The organism is Pseudomonas sp. AC255, assembly GCF_979258175.1.
Genome location: NZ_OZ409841.1, coordinates 4,891,500 through 4,910,124, shown reverse-complemented (window position 1 = coordinate 4,910,124; position 18,625 = coordinate 4,891,500). Strand labels below are relative to the sequence as shown.

Annotated in this window: 17 protein-coding genes and 1 pseudogene; 7 read left to right on the top strand and 11 right to left on the bottom strand. The window is 61.5% G+C overall.

Features of this window, described 5'->3' with window-relative positions:
- Positions 1 to 41 precede the first annotated feature (41 nt).
- The 7 genes from hutH to mdoH all read left to right on the top strand — a co-directional run bounded on the left by hutH (position 42) and on the right by mdoH (position 10,135).
- A complete protein-coding gene (gene hutH, locus ACZZ0K_RS22140) occupies positions 42 to 1,574 on the top strand; it encodes a histidine ammonia-lyase (RefSeq protein WP_056787278.1) in 1,533 nt (510 codons plus the stop codon).
- Between the two features lie 244 nt (positions 1,575 to 1,818).
- Positions 1,819 to 3,024 carry an imidazolonepropionase gene (gene hutI / locus ACZZ0K_RS22135; protein WP_463559333.1) on the top strand — a complete coding sequence of 402 codons (1,206 nt, stop codon included), beginning with the start codon at positions 1,819 to 1,821 and terminating at the stop codon, positions 3,022 to 3,024.
- A gap of 10 nt (positions 3,025 to 3,034) precedes the next feature.
- Positions 3,035 to 3,838, top strand: coding sequence for an N-formylglutamate deformylase (gene hutG / locus ACZZ0K_RS22130; protein WP_463559332.1), 804 nt, complete (start codon positions 3,035 to 3,037; stop codon positions 3,836 to 3,838).
- A 241-nt stretch (positions 3,839 to 4,079) separates the two neighbouring features.
- Positions 4,080 to 5,051 (top strand): prolyl aminopeptidase, encoded by a 972-nt coding sequence (gene pip, locus ACZZ0K_RS22125; protein WP_126359265.1) that lies wholly within the window; start codon positions 4,080 to 4,082, stop codon positions 5,049 to 5,051.
- Positions 5,048 to 5,485, top strand: a complete 438-nt coding sequence (dtd, locus tag ACZZ0K_RS22120) for a D-aminoacyl-tRNA deacylase (protein ID WP_463559331.1) — start codon at positions 5,048 to 5,050, stop codon at positions 5,483 to 5,485. The genes pip and dtd overlap by 4 nt, the downstream gene beginning before the upstream one ends.
- Before the next feature lie 305 nt (positions 5,486 to 5,790).
- Positions 5,791 to 7,572: a glucan biosynthesis protein G gene (locus ACZZ0K_RS22115; RefSeq protein WP_463559330.1), complete on the top strand. Its 1,782-nt coding sequence runs from the start codon at positions 5,791 to 5,793 to the stop codon at positions 7,570 to 7,572.
- Complete coding sequence (mdoH, locus tag ACZZ0K_RS22110) at positions 7,565 to 10,135, top strand: glucans biosynthesis glucosyltransferase MdoH (protein ID WP_150638015.1); 2,571 nt, start codon at positions 7,565 to 7,567, stop codon at positions 10,133 to 10,135. Before ACZZ0K_RS22115 ends, mdoH begins: the two co-directional genes overlap by 8 nt.
- Positions 10,136 to 10,388: 253 nt before the next feature.
- Here the strand turns inward: mdoH and ACZZ0K_RS22105 are convergent, their stop codons facing one another.
- From ACZZ0K_RS22105 to ubiE, 11 genes and pseudogenes are all read right to left on the bottom strand, one after another.
- Positions 10,389 to 11,102 (bottom strand): methyl-accepting chemotaxis protein, encoded by a 714-nt coding sequence (locus ACZZ0K_RS22105; protein WP_370593502.1) that lies wholly within the window; start codon positions 11,100 to 11,102, stop codon positions 10,389 to 10,391.
- 141 nt (positions 11,103 to 11,243) lie between these two features.
- Positions 11,244 to 12,188 (bottom strand): annotated as a pseudogene (locus ACZZ0K_RS22100) (methyl-accepting chemotaxis protein); the annotation flags it as partial.
- Positions 12,189 to 12,511: 323 nt separating this feature from the next.
- Positions 12,512 to 13,219: a 16S rRNA (uracil(1498)-N(3))-methyltransferase gene (locus ACZZ0K_RS22095; protein WP_041477553.1), complete on the bottom strand. Its 708-nt coding sequence runs from the start codon at positions 13,217 to 13,219 to the stop codon at positions 12,512 to 12,514.
- The gene (gene tatC / locus ACZZ0K_RS22090) at positions 13,216 to 14,007 is read right to left on the bottom strand and encodes a twin-arginine translocase subunit TatC (protein WP_016772075.1); all 792 of its coding nucleotides are present in this window, start codon (positions 14,005 to 14,007) and stop codon (positions 13,216 to 13,218) included. The genes ACZZ0K_RS22095 and tatC overlap by 4 nt, the downstream gene beginning before the upstream one ends.
- Positions 14,004 to 14,447 carry a Sec-independent protein translocase protein TatB gene (gene tatB, locus ACZZ0K_RS22085; protein WP_258707481.1) on the bottom strand — a complete coding sequence of 148 codons (444 nt, stop codon included), beginning with the start codon at positions 14,445 to 14,447 and terminating at the stop codon, positions 14,004 to 14,006. The genes tatC and tatB overlap by 4 nt, the downstream gene beginning before the upstream one ends.
- A gap of 10 nt (positions 14,448 to 14,457) precedes the next feature.
- Entirely contained in the window at positions 14,458 to 14,739 is a 282-nt protein-coding gene (locus tag ACZZ0K_RS22080) for a twin-arginine translocase TatA/TatE family subunit (RefSeq protein ID WP_016772073.1), read from the bottom strand.
- 25 nt (positions 14,740 to 14,764) lie between these two features.
- Positions 14,765 to 15,097: a phosphoribosyl-ATP diphosphatase gene (locus ACZZ0K_RS22075; RefSeq protein WP_003220849.1), complete on the bottom strand. Its 333-nt coding sequence runs from the start codon at positions 15,095 to 15,097 to the stop codon at positions 14,765 to 14,767.
- Entirely contained in the window at positions 15,090 to 15,491 is a 402-nt protein-coding gene (gene hisI / locus ACZZ0K_RS22070; RefSeq protein ID WP_007899278.1) for a phosphoribosyl-AMP cyclohydrolase, read from the bottom strand. The genes ACZZ0K_RS22075 and hisI overlap by 8 nt, the downstream gene beginning before the upstream one ends.
- A gap of 120 nt (positions 15,492 to 15,611) precedes the next feature.
- Complete coding sequence (ubiB, locus tag ACZZ0K_RS22065) at positions 15,612 to 17,216, bottom strand: ubiquinone biosynthesis regulatory protein kinase UbiB (protein ID WP_150741728.1); 1,605 nt, start codon at positions 17,214 to 17,216, stop codon at positions 15,612 to 15,614.
- On the bottom strand, positions 17,213 to 17,836 hold the full coding sequence (locus tag ACZZ0K_RS22060) for a ubiquinone biosynthesis accessory factor UbiJ (protein WP_016772070.1): 624 nt from the start codon (positions 17,834 to 17,836) through the stop codon (positions 17,213 to 17,215). Before ACZZ0K_RS22060 ends, ubiB begins: the two co-directional genes overlap by 4 nt.
- Positions 17,836 to 18,606: a bifunctional demethylmenaquinone methyltransferase/2-methoxy-6-polyprenyl-1,4-benzoquinol methylase UbiE gene (gene ubiE / locus ACZZ0K_RS22055; RefSeq protein WP_016772069.1), complete on the bottom strand. Its 771-nt coding sequence runs from the start codon at positions 18,604 to 18,606 to the stop codon at positions 17,836 to 17,838. Before ubiE ends, ACZZ0K_RS22060 begins: the two co-directional genes overlap by 1 nt.
- Between the last annotated feature and the right edge of the window lie 19 nt (positions 18,607 to 18,625).

The window sequence follows — 18,625 nt, the reverse complement described above, 5'->3', positions numbered from 1 at the left end:
GCGACTGGTAGTTAATAACAATGCCTGACAGGAGCATTTTAATGACTGCGCTGAATCTGATCCCCGGCCAACTGAGCCTGGCCCAACTGCGTGACGTCTATCAGAACCCGGTCACACTGACCCTCGACAACAGCGCCAGCGCGCAGATCGAGGCCAGCGTCGCCTGCGTCGAACAGATCCTCGCCGAGAACCGCACCGCCTACGGCATCAACACCGGTTTCGGCCTGCTGGCCTCGACGCGCATCGCCAGCGAAGACCTGGAGAACCTGCAGCGTTCGCTGGTGCTCTCGCACGCTGCCGGCGTCGGCCAGCCGATCAGCGATGACCTTGTGCGACTGATCATGGTGCTCAAGGTCAACAGTCTCAGCCGTGGTTTTTCCGGCATCCGTCGGCAGGTGATCGATGCGCTGATTGCGCTGATCAATGCCGAGGTCTATCCGCACATTCCGCTGAAAGGTTCGGTCGGTGCGTCGGGGGATCTGGCGCCGTTGGCGCACATGTCGCTGGTGCTGCTGGGCGAGGGCAAGGCGCGCTACAAGGGCGAATGGCTTGAAGCCACCGAAGCACTCAAAGTCGCCGGCCTGGCGCCGCTGACTTTAGCGGCTAAAGAAGGTCTGGCGCTGCTCAACGGTACCCAGGTTTCCACAGCGTTTGCCCTGCGCGGCCTGTTCGAAGGCGAAGATCTGTTTGCCGGTGCAGTGGCGCTGGGCAGTCTCACCGTAGAAGCCGTGCTCGGGTCGCGCTCGCCGTTCGACGCGCGCATTCATGCCGCGCGTGGGCAGAGAGGGCAGATCGATGCTGCTGCCGCGTACCGCGATCTGCTCGGTGAGCGCAGCGAAGTCTCCGCCTCGCACCAGAACTGCGACAAGGTCCAGGACCCGTATTCGCTGCGCTGCCAGCCGCAAGTCATGGGCGCCTGCCTGACCCAGTTCCGCCAGGCCGCTGAAGTGCTGGCGGTCGAAGCCAACGCGGTTTCCGACAACCCCTTGGTTTTCGCCGCTGAAGGCGACGTGATTTCCGGCGGCAACTTCCACGCCGAACCGGTAGCCATGGCCGCTGACAACATGGCCCTGGCCATCGCTGAAATCGGCTCGCTGAGCGAACGCCGCATCTCGCTGATGATGGACAAGCACATGTCGCAACTGCCGCCGTTCCTGGTGGCCAATGGCGGGGTGAACTCCGGTTTCATGATCGCCCAGGTCACCGCTGCGGCGTTGGCCAGCGAAAACAAGGCGTTGTCCCACCCGCATTCGGTGGACAGCCTGCCGACCTCGGCCAACCAGGAAGATCACGTATCGATGGCCCCGGCGGCGGGCAAGCGTCTGTGGGAAATGGCCGAGAACACTCGCGGCATTCTCGCCGTGGAATGGCTGGCGGCAGTGCAGGGCCTGGATCTGCGTAACGGCCTGAAGACTTCGCCGAAGCTGGAACAGGCGCGGGCGATCTTGCGCAAGGAAGTGCCGTTCTATGAGAAGGACCGCTTCTTTGCGCCGGACATCAATGCGGCGACTGAATTGCTGGCGTCGCGGTGTCTGACCGAGCTTGTTGCTGGGCAGTTGTTGCCTAGTTTGTAAGCGCTTTACGGGGAGATTTGTATTGTTAGTGAAATCGCTCCCCCTCACCCCAGCCCTCTCCCCCAAGGGGGAGAGGGGGAAGGGAGCCGATCTTCATTGTTTTCGCAACGTGAGTTCGGCTGAGAAATTTCAGGTCGGCATATCTCGACAGAACAACACGGTCAGTCCCCTCTCCCTTTGGGAGAGGGCTAGGGTGAGGGGCTTTTGAGGCTGCTCACCATACAAACCCAAACGGAGGCCAACAGTGAAAACCCTCTGGCAACACTGCCACGTCGCAACCATGGCCAACGGCGCCTATTCGATCATCGAGGATGCCGCGATCGTGACGTCCGGCACGCTGATCGAGTGGGTCGGCCCGCGCACTCAATTGCCGTCCGGCGAATACCCGGCGGTCAATGATTTGCAGGGTGCGTGGGTCACCCCCGGTCTGATCGACTGCCACACCCACACCGTGTTCGGCGGCAACCGCAGCGGTGAGTTCGAGCAGCGTCTGCAAGGCGTCAGCTACGCCGAGATCGCCGCGCAGGGCGGGGGCATCGCCAGCACGGTGCGCGCCACCCGTGAAGCGAGCGAAGACGAGTTGTACGCCAGCGCCGCCAAACGCCTGAAAAGCCTGATGCGCGACGGCGTGACCACGGTGGAAATGAAATCCGGCTACGGTCTCGATCTGGCCAATGAGCGCAAGCTGCTGCGGGTCATCCGGCGCCTGGCCGAAGAGCTGCCGATCAGCGTCCGCAGCACTTGCCTGGCGGCGCACGCGTTGCCGCCGGAGTACAAGGATCGCGCCGACGATTACATCGATCTGGTCTGCGAGCAGATGCTTCCGGCCCTCGCCGCCGAAGGTTTGGTCGATGCCGTGGATGCGTTCTGCGAATACCTGGCGTTTTCGCCGGAGCAGGTCGAGCGGGTCTTCGTCGCCGCGCAACAACTCGGACTGCCGGTGAAGCTGCACGCCGAGCAATTGTCCTCGCTGCATGGTTCCAGCCTCGCCGCGCGCTACAAAGCCTTGTCCGCCGATCACCTGGAGTTCATGGACGAGGACGACGCGATCGCCATGGCCGCCGCCGACACCGTCGCCGTCCTGCTGCCCGGCGCGTTCTACTTTCTGCGCGAAACCCAGCTGCCGCCGATGGACGCGCTGCGCAAGCACAAGGTCAAGATCGCCATCGCCAGCGACCTCAATCCCGGCACCTCGCCAGCGCTGTCGTTGCGCCTGATGCTGAACATGGCCTGCACCTGTTTTCGCATGACCCCGGAAGAAGCCTTGGCCGGAGCGACCATCCATGCCGCGCAGGCATTGGGCCTGGCCGATACCCATGGCTCGCTGGAGGTCGGCAAGGTCGCTGATTTCGTGGCGTGGGACATCGAGCGTCCAGCGGATCTGGCCTATTGGCTCGGTGGCGATCTGGACAAGCGCGTCGTGCGTCACGGCGTCGAATCGAATTTCTAGGAGGGCGGTTGTGGACAAGGTTCTGAGTTTCAAACAAGGCCGCGTGCCGCTGCTGATCAGCATGCCCCACGCCGGCGTGCGTCTGACCCCGGCGGTCGAAGCCGGGTTGATCCCCGCTGCGAAGAGTCTGCCGGACACCGACTGGCATATCCCGCAGCTCTACGATTTTGCCGAGGAGCTGGGCGCCAGCACCCTGGCCGCCGAGTATTCGCGTTTCGTCATCGACCTCAACCGGCCGTCCGACGACAAGCCGTTGTATGTCGGGGCAACCACCGGTTTGTACCCGGCGACGTTGTTCGACGGCATCCCGTTGTTTCAGGAAGGTCTGGAACCGTCGAAAGAGGAGCGCGCGACTTACCTGGAGCAGATCTGGACGCCGTACCATCGCACCTTGCAGCAAGAGCTGGCACGACTGAAAGCCGAATTCGGCTACGCGCTGTTGTTCGATGCGCACTCGATCCGCTCCATCATCCCGCACCTGTTCGATGGCAAACTGCCGGACTTCAACCTTGGCACCTTCAATGGCGCCAGTTGCGATGCGCAACTGGCGAGTCAACTGGAAGCCATCTGCGCGCGGCACGGGCAGTTCACCCATGTACTCAACGGTCGGTTCAAGGGCGGGCACATCACCCGCCAGTACGGCGATCCGGCGCAGAACATCCACGCCGTGCAGCTGGAACTGTGCCAGTCCACCTACATGGAAGAGTTCGAACCGTTCCGCTACCGCGCTGACCTGGCCGAGCCGACGCGGGTGGTGCTCAGGGAATTGCTGCAGGGCTATCTGGCCTGGGCAAAATCTCACTACAGCGCATAACCCCTGTGGGAGCGAGCCTGCTCGCGAAAGCGGCCTTTCAGCCAAAATCCAGGTTGAATGACACACCGCGTTCGCGAGCAGGCTCGCTCCCACAGGATCGCGTTCAGACCGTGAAGGTGATGGCTGACAAACGGTGACAGCGCACAGGCATGCTCATTGACGCAAATCGGGTTTATGATGCCCAACGGCAGAATAATACGAGTCCCCCCAGGGATGACCTCGACCCCTTACGGAGCGCGCAATGCAGACTTTGTTTCCGCAGATCAAACCCCACGCCCGGCACGATCTGGCTGTCGATGACACCCATACGCTGTACGTCGATGAAAGCGGCTCGCCGGAAGGATTGCCGGTCGTATTCATCCACGGTGGCCCCGGCGCCGGCTGCGACGCCCAGAGCCGACGCTATTTCGATCCGAATCTGTATCGCATCGTCACCTTCGACCAGCGCGGCTGCGGTCGCTCCACCCCGCACGCCAGCCTGGAAAACAACACCACCTGGGATCTGGTCGAAGACCTTGAGCGCATCCGCAAACACCTGGGCATTGAAAAATGGGTGCTGTTCGGCGGCTCCTGGGGTTCGACCCTGGCGTTGGCCTACGCGCAAACCCACCCGGAGCGCGTGCACGGTCTGATTCTGCGCGGGATTTTCCTCTGCCGTCCGCAGGAAATCGAATGGTTCTATCAGGCCGGCGCCAGCCGTCTATTCCCGGATTACTGGCAGGACTACATCGCGCCGATCCCGCTGGACGAGCGCGACGACCTGCTCAGCGCTTTCCATAAACGCCTGATCGGCAACGATCAAATCGCCCAGATGCATGCGGCGAAGGCGTGGTCGACCTGGGAAGGGCGCACCGCGACTCTGCGCCCGAACCCGCTGGTGGTCGATCGTTTCTCCGAGCCGCAGCGCGCGCTGTCGATTGCGCGGATCGAATGCCACTACTTCACCAACAACGCCTTCCTTGAGCCGAACCAGCTGATCCGCGACATGGGCAAGATCGCTCATCTGCCCGGCGTGATCATTCACGGGCGCTACGACGTGATCTGCCCGCTCGACAACGCCTGGGAATTGCACCAGGCCTGGCCGAACAGCGAATTGCAGGTGATCCGCGACGCCGGCCACGCCGCGTCCGAGCCGGGCATCACCGATGCGCTGGTGCGCGCCGCGAGCAAAATGGCCCAGCGCCTGCTCGACCTGCCACTCGAAGAAGCATGAAGGCGCTGTTGCAACGCGTACGTGGTGCGCGGGTTGAGGTCGCCGGCGAGGTAGTCGGCGCAATCGATCAGGGTTTGCTCGTGCTGGTCGCGGTAGAACCCGACGATACGCGTACCAGCGCCGACAAACTTCTGCATAAGCTGCTTAACTATCGAGTATTCAGTGACGCCCAGGGCAAGATGAATCTGTCCCTGGCGGATGTGGGTGGCGGGTTGCTGCTGGTCTCTCAGTTCACCCTCGCTGCCGATACCAAAAGCGGCCTGCGCCCGAGCTTTTCCACGGCCGCACCGCCGGCACTGGGTGAGGAATTGTTCGACTATTTATTGAGCCAGGCGAAACAGGTGCATGGCACTGTGGCATCAGGTAGATTCGGCGCCGATATGCAGGTGCACCTGGTCAACGATGGCCCGGTTACCTTTTTGTTACAGACCTGACAGTGCCTGAAACACCTTTTTCGGAAATTTCGACTGTTTTTAGGCTGTTTTCGCGATAAATACTTTGTTACCCCTGATGCGTTGTCATCCGGGCTACTAGATAATCGCGCGCTGCGGGGATCGACATTCGTTGATCCGTTTTGACTTAGGTAGAGACTTGTCTGGATCCGATTGGGGAATCATTTTGCCCCGGCGGAGTCGGAACAATGCTCGCCAACCTGGCATAAAGATAGCTGGCCGTTGGTTTATTGATCTGTTTTCGGCGAGGGTTGCTCGTGATTGTTAGTCCCTGTAATGCAGCAAAAATGTCTGCCAAACGCATGCGAAGTGCTCTGGTAGCGGGTTCGGCGCTCCTGTGCCTGCTCAGCGCCGGTCAGCTTTGGGCGTTCAATCTTGACGACGTATCGGCCAAGGCCAAAGAGCTGGCCGGGCAGAAGTTCGAAGCCCCGCGCAGCAACCTGCCGAACGAATTCCGCGAAATGAAGTTCGCGGACTACCAGAAGATCCGCTTCCTCACCGAAAAGGCTGAGTGGGCCGATCAGAAGACGCCGTTCAAGCTCTCCTTCTATCACCAGGGTATGCACTTCGATACACCGGTGAAAATCAACGAAATCACCACCAATACCGTCTCGGAGATCAAATACGATCCGAGCCGCTTCGATTTCGGCGATCTGAAATTCGATCCGAAAGCCACCGAGCAACTGGGTTACGCCGGTTTCCGTGTGCTGTACCCGATCAACAAGGCCGACAAGCAAGACGAGATCATGACCATGCTCGGCGCGAGCTACTTCCGCGTCGTCGGCAAGGGCCACACCTATGGTCTGTCGGCCCGTGGTCTGGCGATCGATACCGCGCTGCCGTCGGGTGAAGAGTTCCCGCGTTTCCGCGAGTTCTGGATTCAGCAGCCCAAGCCGGGCGACAAGCACCTGGTGATCTTTGCTCTGCTCGACTCGCCGCGTGCCACTGGTGCCTACCGTTTGATCCTGCGTCCGGGCAGCGACACCATCGTCGACGTCAAGGCGCAGATGTTCCTGCGTGACAAGGTCGGCAAACTGGGCATCGCGCCGCTGACCAGCATGTTCCTGTTCGGCGCCAACCAGCCGTCGAAAGTCCTCAACTACCGTCGTGAACTGCACGATTCCAGCGGTCTGTCGATCCATGCCGGCAACGGTGAGTGGATCTGGCGTCCATTGAACAACCCGAAACACCTGGCCGTGAGCAACTTCAGCGTCGAGAACCCGCGTGGTTTCGGTCTGCTGCAGCGTGGCCGTGATTTCAGCCACTACGAAGACCTCGATGACCGCTACGACAAGCGCCCAAGTGCCTGGATCGAGCCGAAGGGCGAGTGGGGCAAGGGCACTGTCGATCTGGTAGAGATTCCGACCGCAGACGAAACCAACGACAACATCGTTGCGTTCTGGAGCCCGGAAAAAATGCCGGAGCCAGGCCAGCCGCTGGACTTCGCCTACCGCATGCACTGGACCATGGACGAAGCAGCGATCCACGCACCCGACAGCGCCTGGGTGGCGCAGACCCTGCGTTCGACCGGTGACGTCAAGCAATCGAACCTGATCCGTCAGCCCGATGGCAGCGTGGCTTATCTGGTCGACTTTGAAGGTCCATCGCTGGCGGCACTGACGCCGGATGCCGACGTGCGCAGTCAGGTCAGCGTCGGTGACAACGCCGAACTGGTCGAGAACAGCGTGCGCTACAACCCGGAAACCAAGGGCTGGCGCCTGACCCTGCGGATGAAGATCAAGGATCCGAGCAAAGCGACCGAGATGCGCGCTGCCCTGGTTCAGCCGGTGGTCACCGCAGATCTGGGCAAATCGGTGCCGGCGTCCAATTCGTCGGTCGCCAAGGCTGACAAGGTTGCTGCCAAACAACAGGAAAAACTCGACAAGGAAGCCAAGGCCGCCGAAGCCAAACAGGCTGAAGCCAAGCCTGCAACCGACGCCAAGGACAAGGCCAACAAAGACGCCAAGCAGCCAGTCGCTGCCGACGCGGCCCCTGCCACACCGGAATCGGCGCCGACTGAAGAAGTCCTGACCGAGACCTGGAGCTATCAGTTGCCTGCCGATGAGTAATTCACCAGTACAGCCAGAGACTCTGTCCGAGTATCTGGCGCATCTGCCGATGACCGACGAGCAACGCGCGGAACTCGCGGGTTGCCAGTCGTTCAGCGAGCTGCATGAACGCCTGTCGTCCTCGACATTCGACGCCCCTGCCGAAGCCGCCCAGGCTTCGGTGGGCAAGCGCCTGACCCTGAGCACTGCCGAAGAACTGGCCGAAGCGGAAATGCTGGTGCTCGACGCCAGTGGTCGGGTCAGCCTCAAGGCGACCCCGCCAATCCGCCGCACCAAGGTCGTGCCGGAGCCATGGCGCACCAATATTCTGGTGCGTGGCTGGCGCCGTCTGACCGGGCGCACCAACCCGCCGCAGCCGCCGAAGGACGCCAACGTCCTGCCGGCCGCGCGCTGGCGCACCGTCGGCTCGATCCGTCGCTACATCCTGTTGCTGCTGATGCTCGGCCAGACCATCGTTGCCGGTTGGTACATGAAAGGCATCATGCCGTACCAGGGCTGGTCGTTCGTCGATCTGGAAGAAGTCCTGCATCAGCCGCTGCTGCAAACCGCCACGCAAGTGCTGCCGTATGCGCTGCAAACCAGCATCCTGATTCTGTTCGGGATTCTGTTCTGCTGGGTCTCGGCCGGTTTCTGGACCGCGCTGATGGGCTTCCTCGAGCTGCTTACTGGCCACGATAAATACCGTATCTCCGGGAAAAGCGCCGGTAATGAGCCGATTCCGAAAGATGCGCGTACTGCGCTGGTGATGCCGATCTGCAACGAAGACGTGCCGCGTGTATTCGCCGGTCTGCGTGCGACGTTCGAATCGGTAGCGGCCACCGGTGATCTGGATCGCTTCGACTTCTTCGTCCTCAGTGACAGTAACGACACCGATATCTGCGTCGCCGAGCAACAGGCCTGGCTGGATGTCTGCCGCGAAGCCAAGGGCTTCGGCAAGATCTTCTATCGCCGTCGTCGCCGTCGTGTGAAGCGCAAGAGCGGCAACCTCGACGACTTCTGCCGTCGTTGGGGCGGTGACTACAAGTACATGGTCGTGCTCGACGCCGACTCGGTGATGAGCGGTGAGTGCCTGACCAGTCTGGTGCGCTTGATGGAAGCCACGCCGGACGCCGGGATCATCCAGACCGCGCCGCGTGCGTCGGGCATGGACACCCTGTATGCGCGCATGCAGCAGTTCGCCACCCGTGTGTACGGCCCGCTGTTTACCGCCGGTCTGCACTTCTGGCAGTTGGGTGAATCCCACTACTGGGGTCACAACGCGATCATCCGCATGAAGCCGTTCATCGACCACTGCGCCCTGGCGCCGTTGCCGGGCAAAGGCGCGTTCTCCGGTGCGATCCTGTCCCACGACTTCGTCGAAGCTGCGCTGATGCGCCGTGCCGGCTGGGGCGTGTGGATTGCCTACGACCTGCCGGGCAGTTACGAAGAGTTGCCGCCGAACCTGCTCGACGAGCTCAAGCGTGATCGGCGCTGGTGCCACGGCAACCTGATGAACTTCCGCCTGTTCCTGGTCAAAGGCATGCACCCGGTGCACCGCGCGGTGTTCCTGACCGGCGTGATGTCCTACCTGTCGGCGCCGTTGTGGTTCTTCTTCCTGGTGTTGTCGACCGCGCTGCTGGCGGTGAACACGCTGATGGAGCCGCAGTACTTCCTCGAACCGCGCCAGCTCTATCCGCTGTGGCCACAATGGCACCCGGACAAGGCCATCGCGCTGTTCTCGACGACCATCGTGCTGCTGTTCCTGCCGAAGCTGTTGAGCATCATCCTGATCTGGGCCAAGGGCGCGAAAGAGTTCGGCGGCAAGTTCAAGGTGACCCTGTCGATGCTCCTGGAGATGCTGTTCTCCATGCTGCTGGCGCCGGTGCGGATGATTTTCCACACCCGCTTCGTCCTCGCCGCGTTCCTCGGTTGGGCCGCGACCTGGAACTCGCCGCAGCGTGACGACGACTCGACGCCATGGAGCGAAGCGGTCAAGCGCCATGGTCCGCAGACATTGCTAGGCTTCTTCTGGGCGCTGCTGGTGATCTGGCTGAACCCGAGCTTCCTCTGGTGGCTGGTGCCGATCGTCGGTTCGCTGATGCTGTCGATCCCGGTATCGGTGATCTCCAGCCGTGTCGGCCTTGGTCTGAAGACCCGTGACGAGAGCCTGTTCCTCATCCCTGAGGAATACAATCCGCCACAGGCCTTGCTGGCAACCGATCAGTACACCCACGAAAACCGCTATCACGCCCTCAACGACGGCTTCGTCCGCGCCGTGGTCGATCCTCAGCAGAACGCCTTGGCGTGCTCGCTGGCGACCTCGCGTCACGGCCAGGCCGAGCCGATCGAGTGGCTGCGTCAGGAACGCGTGCGTCACGCGATCAAGGTCGGCCCGGCCGGGCTGAACAACCATGATCGCCTGCAACTGCTTAGCGACCCTGTCGCACTGGCACGCCTGCACGAGCAGGTCTGGGCCGAAGGGCTTGCCGAATGGCTCGATGCCTGGCGCGCTTCGGTGAAAGCCGATCCGCATGCGCCGTTGCTGCCGCTGCGACCGGTGAGTTTGCAGGCTCAGCCGGCCTGATAAGAGAACCCCGCTGATTCAGCGGGGTTTTTTTATGTCCGCTGTTGAGCTGCGAACAAACACCGATCAAACCTAAAACCAGTGCATAGCATCCGTCGCCGAATTGACGCGCCCGTTACCTACGACGCGCAGACCGCGCCGCTGCCTTCGCGAGCAGGCTCGCTCCCACCTTGGAATGCGTGTCCCTGTGGGAGCGAGCCTGCTCGCGAATGGCATCACCTCGGTTTCAGGCGAACCGAGGTTGTGCATCAACTCAGACTTTAAAGCGGCCTACCAGCATCTGCAGATGCGTGCCCAACCGCGCCAGTTCAACGCTGGACGCAGCGGTCTCTTCACTCGCCGCCGAGGTTTGATCCGACACATCGCGCACGTTCAGCACGCTGCGGTTGATCTCTTCGGCCACGGCGCTCTGCTGCTCGGCAGCGGCGGCGATCTGCTGGTTCATCGCCTGAATCGCCGAGACGGTGCGGGTGATGCTCTCCAGTGAGCCACCGGCACGCCGGGTCAGTTCGACGCTGCTGTCGGTGAGGCTGCGGCTGTTGTCCATGATCGTCGCCACTTGCTGAGTGCCGTTTTGCAGGCCGACGATCAGCTCTTCGATCTCTTCGGTGGACTTCTGGGTGCGCTGGGCGAGGCTGCGCACTTCGTCGGCAACCACGGCGAAACCACGTCCGGCTTCCCCGGCACGGGCCGCTTCGATGGCAGCGTTGAGGGCCAACAGGTTGGTTTGTTGGGCGACAGACTTGATCACGTCGAGGACGCTGCCGATCTTGTCGCTTTCACGCTTGAGCTCGCCCATGGCTTCAGTGGAGTGACCCACCTCGATTGCCAGACGCTCGATCTGGGCGATGGCTTCGCCGACGACCTTGTCGCCTTCACGGGCCTGTTGGTCAGCGGCGACAGCGGCCTCGGAAGCTTCTTCAGCGTTGCGTGCGACTTCCTGCACGGTGGCGGCCATCTCGTTCATGGCGGTGGCGACCTGATCGGTCTCCACCTTCTGATTGTTGACCCCGGCGCTGGTCTGCTCGGTCACCGCCGAAAGTTCTTCAGCGGCGCTGGCGATCTGCGTGACGCCGTCGCTGATGCCACCGATCAACTCGCGCAGGCCTTGGGTCATGCTTTGCATCGAGCGCTGCAATTGCCCGAGTTCGTCGCGACGCAGGGAAACCAGGTTGTGGGTCAGGTCGCCAGCGGCCACGCGCTCGGCGACTTTCAGGGTCTGGGTCAGCGGAATGATGATTTGCCGAGTGATCGCCCAAGCCGCAATCAGACCGAAGGCCAGCGCCAGCGCAGTAGCGATCAGCAGCATGTTCTTGGCATGGGCGGCATCGGTGTCGCGCACCACGGTTTGCGATTCGGTGAGCTTCTTGCTGGCCGCGATCAGGATGTCGCCCTGAGCCGACATGTTGGCCAGTGCGGCGGCGTTCTTGACCTGCGAATCACGGAACTGAGCGACAGCGGCGCGGTAAGCCTTGAGCGAATCGGTGGCTTGCTGCAGGTTGGCGATGTGCTGCTCTGGCACGCGGGTCGGCAGGCTTTCGAGATTCTTCAAGGCGTTGTCGATGGCGGTCAGCGCCGGTTGCTCGGCATCGGCCTTGCCGCTGTAGGTGTAACCGCGCACCTGATAGCGCGCCTGCTGCAACAGTTTGCTCAGCTCGATGACAGCGTTGTACTGCGCAACGCTGTCGCCTTGCAGCAGCGCACTTTCGACTTCGCCGACCTTGGCCACAGCATTGTCAGCGTTGGCGCCAAGCTTGCTGCGCGCATCTTCACGGTGCACGGTGGCCTGGGTCATTTCGCCGAAAGCGCGTTTGTATTCGGCGACCGCAGCAAGCTGTTGGTCGACCATTGCCACATCCGACGGCTGCTCGATCATGCCGCGTGCCGATTGCAAACCGCTTTCGAGTTTGCTGAGCAATTCATTGACCGCCCCCGGACCCTGTTCACCACGACGCATGTCGTAGTCCATGCGCGCCAGGCGCAGGTCTTTGGTCAGCTCATTGAGGCTGGAAATGAAGCCGAGCTTGTCGCCACGGCTGATGATGCCGCTCATGCCGGTCCAGCCGGTGAACGTGATCAACAGCGTCAGCAACAGCACCAGGCCGAAACCGATGCCCAGCTTGCGTTTGACGCTGACGTTTCCAAGACTCTCGGCTAACCAACGGTACATGCGACCACTCCCTTCGGACCACTTAATTGGACTTATAGGGGTTGTATCGGCTGGGTGGTGGCAATCTGTAACGCCACTTGTCTGCGACTGTAGGGGCTTGTAGGAGCTGACGAGTGCAACGAGGCTGCGATCCTTTGATCTTGCTTTTAAAAACAAGATCAAAAGATCGCAGCCTTCGGCAGCTCCTACACAGGATCGGGGTCGCGTCAGAACAGGCGTGCGAGCAGGGCGGTGACGGCGGTTTCGACGCGCAGGATGCGCTCGCCCAATTGCACCGGTTGCAGGCCGGATTTTGCCAGCAGGTCGATTTCGTAGGGAATCCAGCCACCCTCGGGGCCAATGGCCAGGGTCACCGGTTCGTTCAGGGCGCGCGGGCAGGGCGGGAAGTGGCCGGGGTGGCCGACCAGGCCGAGGGTGCCCGCGCTGATCGCCGGCAGCCGATCCTCAACGAAAGGCTTGAAGCGCTTTTCGATGACGATCTCCGGCAATACCGTATCGCGAGCCTGTTCGAGCCCGAGGATCAACTGCTCACGAATCGCTTCCGGCTCCAGAAACGGAGTCTGCCAGAAGCTTTTCTCCACGCGATAACTGTTGACCAGAATCACCTTGGCCACACCCATGGTCGCGACGGTCTGGAACACGCGGCGCAGCATTTTCGGCCGGGGCAGGGCCAGCACCAGGGTCAGCGGCAGCTTGGCCGGCGGTGGCTGATCAAGGCTGACACGCAACTCTGCTTCGCCCGCTTCCAGACGCAGCAGCTCAGCCGAACCCATCAGTCCGTTGATGCGCCCGACGCGCAGGCTGTCACCGACTTCGGAGCGATGCACTTCCTGCATGTGGGTCAGGCGCCGGTCGCGCAGGATCACGCGGTCGGCCGCAATGAAGTCGGCCTCTTCGAGCAGCAGCAGGTTCATGCCTGAGTCGCTGGCGGCTGGTCGTTGTGGTCGTCGGCCGGGGTTTCGTCCGGGCGTTCGCGCTTGCTGACCAGCGCGCCGAAGAGGATGCCGATCTCGAACAGCATCCACATCGGCACAGCCAGCAGGGTCTGCGAGAAGATGTCCGGCGGGGTGAGGATCATGCCGACCACGAAGCAGCCGATGATCACGTACGGGCGGATCTTCTTCAGGTATTTGACGTCGACCACGCCGATCCACACCAGCAGGACCACGGCCACCGGGATTTCGAACGCCACGCCGAAGGCGAAGAACAGCGTCATGACGAAATCGAGGTAGCTGGCGATGTCGGTCATCATTTCCACGCCGGCCGGGGTGGCAGCGGCGAAGAATTTGAAGATCAATGGAAAGACGAAGTAATAGGCGAACGCCATGCCGATGTAGAACAGCAGGATGCTGGAGATCAACAGCGGTACCGCGACGCGTTTTTCATGCTTGTACAGGCCCGGCGCGATAAAGCCCCAGATCTGATGCAGGATCACCGGAATCGCGAGGAATAGCGAAACCATCATGGTCAGTTTCAGCGGCGTCAGGAACGGCGACGACACGTCGGTGGCGATCATCGTCGCGCCGACCGGCAGGTACTGGCGCAACGGCGTCGAGACGAAGGTGTAGATCTGCTGGGTGAACGCGAACAGCCCGGCAAAGATAATGAAGATCGCCGCCACGCAACGCAGCAGGCGGGTGCGCAACTCGGTGAGGTGCGATACCAGCGGCATGTGCTGGTCGTTTTCCGGAAGATCGCTCATGGGGCTCGCGGCGGCAGTGTAGGGTCTTGAGGCGCTGGTGTAGTCGGCGCGGCGGAGGGCGCTACGTGTTCAACCGATGTGTCTGTGGTAACCGGCGCCGGTCCTGGCGGTGTTACAACAGGTGAAGGAGTCGGAGCGGCAGCGCTGTGAATCGTCTGCTCGCCCACAGGCTCGACCGGCGTCGGCTCCTGCTGGTTCGGATTGAAGATCTTCCGCGCCTCTTGCTCCAGCGACAGAATATGTTCGTTGTGCAGTTGCCGACGGATCTCGTCGGCACCTATTTCACGTTCAACTTCCTGTTTGATCGCGTTGAAGCTGCGCTTCAGGCGGCCGACCCACAGACCGGCGGTGCGCGCCGCGCCCGGCAGACGCTCGGGGCCGAGCACCAGCAGGGCGACGAGGCCGACGAGCAGCAGTTCAGAGAAGCTGATACCAAACATTAGTCAGTGCTCACACGTCTTTGCGGATCGGCTCTTCGACTTTCTGCGCCTGCACGTCGATGGTGTGCGGCGGGTTGGCCTGAGCGGTGGTTTGCGGCTGCACCGGTGGCACAGGCTGGGCCGGCGGGGTCACGCTCGGTTCGGCCGGTTTTTCGTCGTCGTTCATGGCTTTGCGAAAGCCCTTGATCGATTCGCCAACGTCGGTGCCGAGGTTTTTCAGTTTTTTGGTACCGAACACCAGCACCACGACAATCAGAATGACGACCCAGTGTTTCCAGTCAAAAATGCCCATGTGGCGATTCCTCTCTAAAAGTTGTTCAGGCGGACGGACGCGAGGCTTTCTCGACGTGTCCGGACAGGCCGAAGCGACGGTCCAGTTCATCCAGCACGGCCTGCGGATGCTGCCCCAGTTGGGCGAGCATGACCATGCTGTGGAACCACAGGTCGGCGGTCTCGTAGATCACATCACTGCAATCGCCGCTGATCGCGGCATCCTTGGCGGCAATAATGGTTTCGACCGACTCTTCGCCGACTTTCTCCAGAATCTTGTTCAGCCCCTTGTGATACAGGCTGGCGACATACGAACTGTCGGCGGCTGCGCCTTTGCGCTCTTCAAGTACCTGAGCGAGGCGGGTCAGGGTGTCACTCATGTGTGTGTCCTGCGGAATAGATAGCGTGCGGGTCTTTCAGTACCGGATCGACCGTTTTCCAGTCGCCGTTTTCGAAGACCCGGTAAAAGCAGCTTTGACGGCCGGTGTGGCAGGCGATGTCGCCGATCTGTTCAACCATCAGGATGATCACGTCGGCGTCACAGTCCAGACGCATTTCATGCAGGGTCTGCACATGGCCGGACTCTTCGCCCTTGCGCCACAGCTTGCCACGGGAACGTGACCAGTAGATTGCACGATTCTCCGCAGCGGTCAGTTCCAGCGCTTCGCGGTTCATCCAGGCCATCATCAATACGCGCCCGGTCTTGTGATCCTGGGCAATCGCCGGCACCAGGCCGTCAGCATCCCACTTGATCTCGTCCAGCCAGTTTTTCATCGTCAAATCTCGAAAAGCAGCAGCAAGCCATGAGCTTCGAGCTGCAAGTAAACGCACGTTGCGGCGTGCCTGTAGCGTCAAGCTTGAAGCTGGCAGCTTATAACTTGCAGCTCAATCGTGCTATCGGCGAACGACCAGATACAAACCGACCGCGATCATGATTCCGGCGGGCCAGTGCGCCCACTCGGTCAACGGACCACCCGCTGCGAGGATCGCGCCGCCGGCCAGATGCGCGCAGCCGAGCAGGCGCAGGAACCAGTCGTCCTTGCGTTTGTGCCACGGCGGCGGAGGGTCTTTGGCGTGGGGTTGCGACATGCGTTCGAGCAGATCGCGGGCCATGTTCGACAGGTGCGGAATCTGCTCCAGCTGGCTCTGCACGTTGCCCAGCAAGGCTTTCGGGCTGACGCGTTCGCGCATCCAGCGCTCGAGAAACGGCTGCGCGGTGTTCCACAGATCCAGATCCGGATACAACTGACGACCGAGGCCTTCGATGTTCAGCAAGGTCTTCTGCAACAGCACCAGTTGCGGCTGCACTTCCATGTTGAAGCGGCGTGCGGTCTGGAACAGGCGCATCAGCACCTGGCCAAATGAAATATCTTTTAACGGTTTTTCGAAGATCGGTTCGCACACCGTACGGATCGCCGCTTCGAATTCGTTGAGTTTGGTTTCCGCCGGCACCCAGCCCGAGTCGATGTGCAGTTGCGCCACACGACGGTAGTCACGCTTGAAGAAGGCGAACAGGTTGCGCGCCAGATAGTCCTGGTCTTCCGGGGTCAGGCTGCCGACGATGCCGCAGTCGATCGCGATGTATTGCGGGCTCCACGGATTGACGGTGCTGACGAAAATGTTGCCCGGGTGCATGTCGGCGTGGAAGAAGCTGTCGCGGAACACTTGAGTGAAGAAAATCTCCACGCCACGCTCGGCGAGCATTTTCATGTCGGTGCGCTGGTCAGCGAGGGTCGCCAGATCGGTGACCTGAATGCCGTAAATGCGCTCCATGACCAGCACTTTCGGTCGGCACCAGTCCCAATAGACTTGCGGTACATAAAGCAGCTGCGAGCCCTCGAAGTTGCGGCGCAACTGGCTGGCGTTGGCAGCCTCGCGCAACAGATCGAGTTCGTCGTAAATGGTCTTTTCGTAATCCTGCACCACGTCGACCGGGTGCAGCAGGCGCGCGTCAGCGGAGAACTTCTCGGCGGCGCGGGCGAGGATGAACAGCCACGCCAGATCCTGCGCGATGATCGGTTTCAGGCCTGGGCGAATGACCTTGACCACGACTTCTTCGCCGCTTTTGAGCTGCGCCGCATGCACCTGCGCCACCGAGGCCGAGGCCAGCGGGGCGACGTCGAAACGGCTGAACACTTCGCTGATTTTCTTGCCCAACTGTTCTTCGATCAGCTTGATCGACACTTGCGAATCGAACGGCGGTACGCGGTCCTGCAAGAGCATCAGCTCATCGGCGATGTCCTCCGGCAGCAGGTCACGGCGGGTTGAAAGGATCTGCCCGAACTTGATGAAGATCGGCCCCAGATCCTGCAACGCCAGACGCAAGCGCGCGCCACGGTTGAGCTCCAGCGGCTTGCGCGGCAGCCAGCGCCACGGCAGCAAAAAGCGCACGGCCAGAAGGAACCAGGGCAGTGGCAGATCGAACAGCAGGTCATCGAGGCGGTAGCGGATCACGACGCGCTGGATGCGCAACAGACGGCGGACGGCAAGCAGCTTCATGCGTTATCGCTTGGATCGAGGGATCGGGAAAGGCGCTCGAAACGCGCCTCGAGTCGTTCCAGATCAAGTTTGATCCGGTCCAGTTCGCTGAACCGCGCTTCGGCTTCACGCTGCCCGACAAGGGTGCGTGATTCTTCGGCGAGGTATTCGGCAAGATTCTGGTTGAGGCTGGCAAATCCTTGTTGATACCAGCGTGCGCGGCTGCGCAGATGGCCACCGAGCAATTGCGTGGCGACCGGACCGAGCCAGCGCGAGAGTTCGTACTCCCAGTCCAGCTCAAGATCCTGCAGCACGCCGGCCAGCTCCAGCAACACACCGCTGTCGCCATCGAGCTCGACTTCCGGTGCATGCAGCACGGCGGTCTTGTCCTTGCTCAGGGCCAGTTTCACCAGGCTCGAGGCCGGTGCGCGCAACGTGCAATCGACATCCGCTGCCCACTGCGAGGCGAGCATCAAGCCTTCGTCGCTGGGCAGGATGAACAGTTGCAGCGCCGGGCTGCGGCAGTCGACGGCAATCACCTTGCCGGTCAGATGCGCCAGGCGCGGCAGCGCCGTGCTGTCGAGACGCAGCACCCGGTTGAGGCCGAGTTCGACGCTGGCGAGCAGCCCGGTGAGCAACATCAGGGTTTGATGCCGCGGTGCAGGGCGACGATGCCTGCGGTCATGTTGTGATAGGTCACGCGGTCGAAACCGGCCTCGACCATCATCGACTTCAGGGTTTCCTGATTCGGGTGCATGCGGATCGATTCGGCCAGGTAGCGATAGCTTTCCGAGTCATTGGTGATCAGCTTGCCCATCAGCGGCATGAAGGCGAACGAGTAGGCGTCGTAGGCTTTGGACATCAGCGCGTTGGTCGGCTTGGAGAATTCCAGCACCAGCAGGCGGCCGCCGGGCTTGAGCACGCGCAGCATCGAACGCAACGCGTCCTCTTTGTGCGTGACGTTGCGCAGGCCGAAGGCGATGGTCACGCAGTCGAAATGGTTGTCCGGGAACGGCAGTTTTTCCGCGTCGGCCTGGACGAATTCGACGTTGCCGGCAACGCCCAGATCGAGCAGACGATCACGGCCGACCTTGAGCATCGACTCGTTGATGTCGGCCAGCACGACCTGGCCGGTCGGGCCGACGAGGTTCGAGAACTTGCGGGTCAGGTCGCCGGTGCCACCAGCGATGTCGAGTACGCGGTTGCCGCTGCGCACGCCGGAAAGCTCGATCGCGAAACGCTTCCACAGACGGTGCATGCCGCCCGACAGAAGGTCGTTCATGAGGTCGTATTTAGCGGCTACGGAATGGAAAACCTCAGCGACTTTTTCCGCTTTCTGGCTTTCCGGAACGTTTTTGAAGCCGAAGTGAGTGGTGGGTTCGGCATCGCTGCCTTTGCGCTGATCAGTCATATCGCTGTCACCAAAAGAG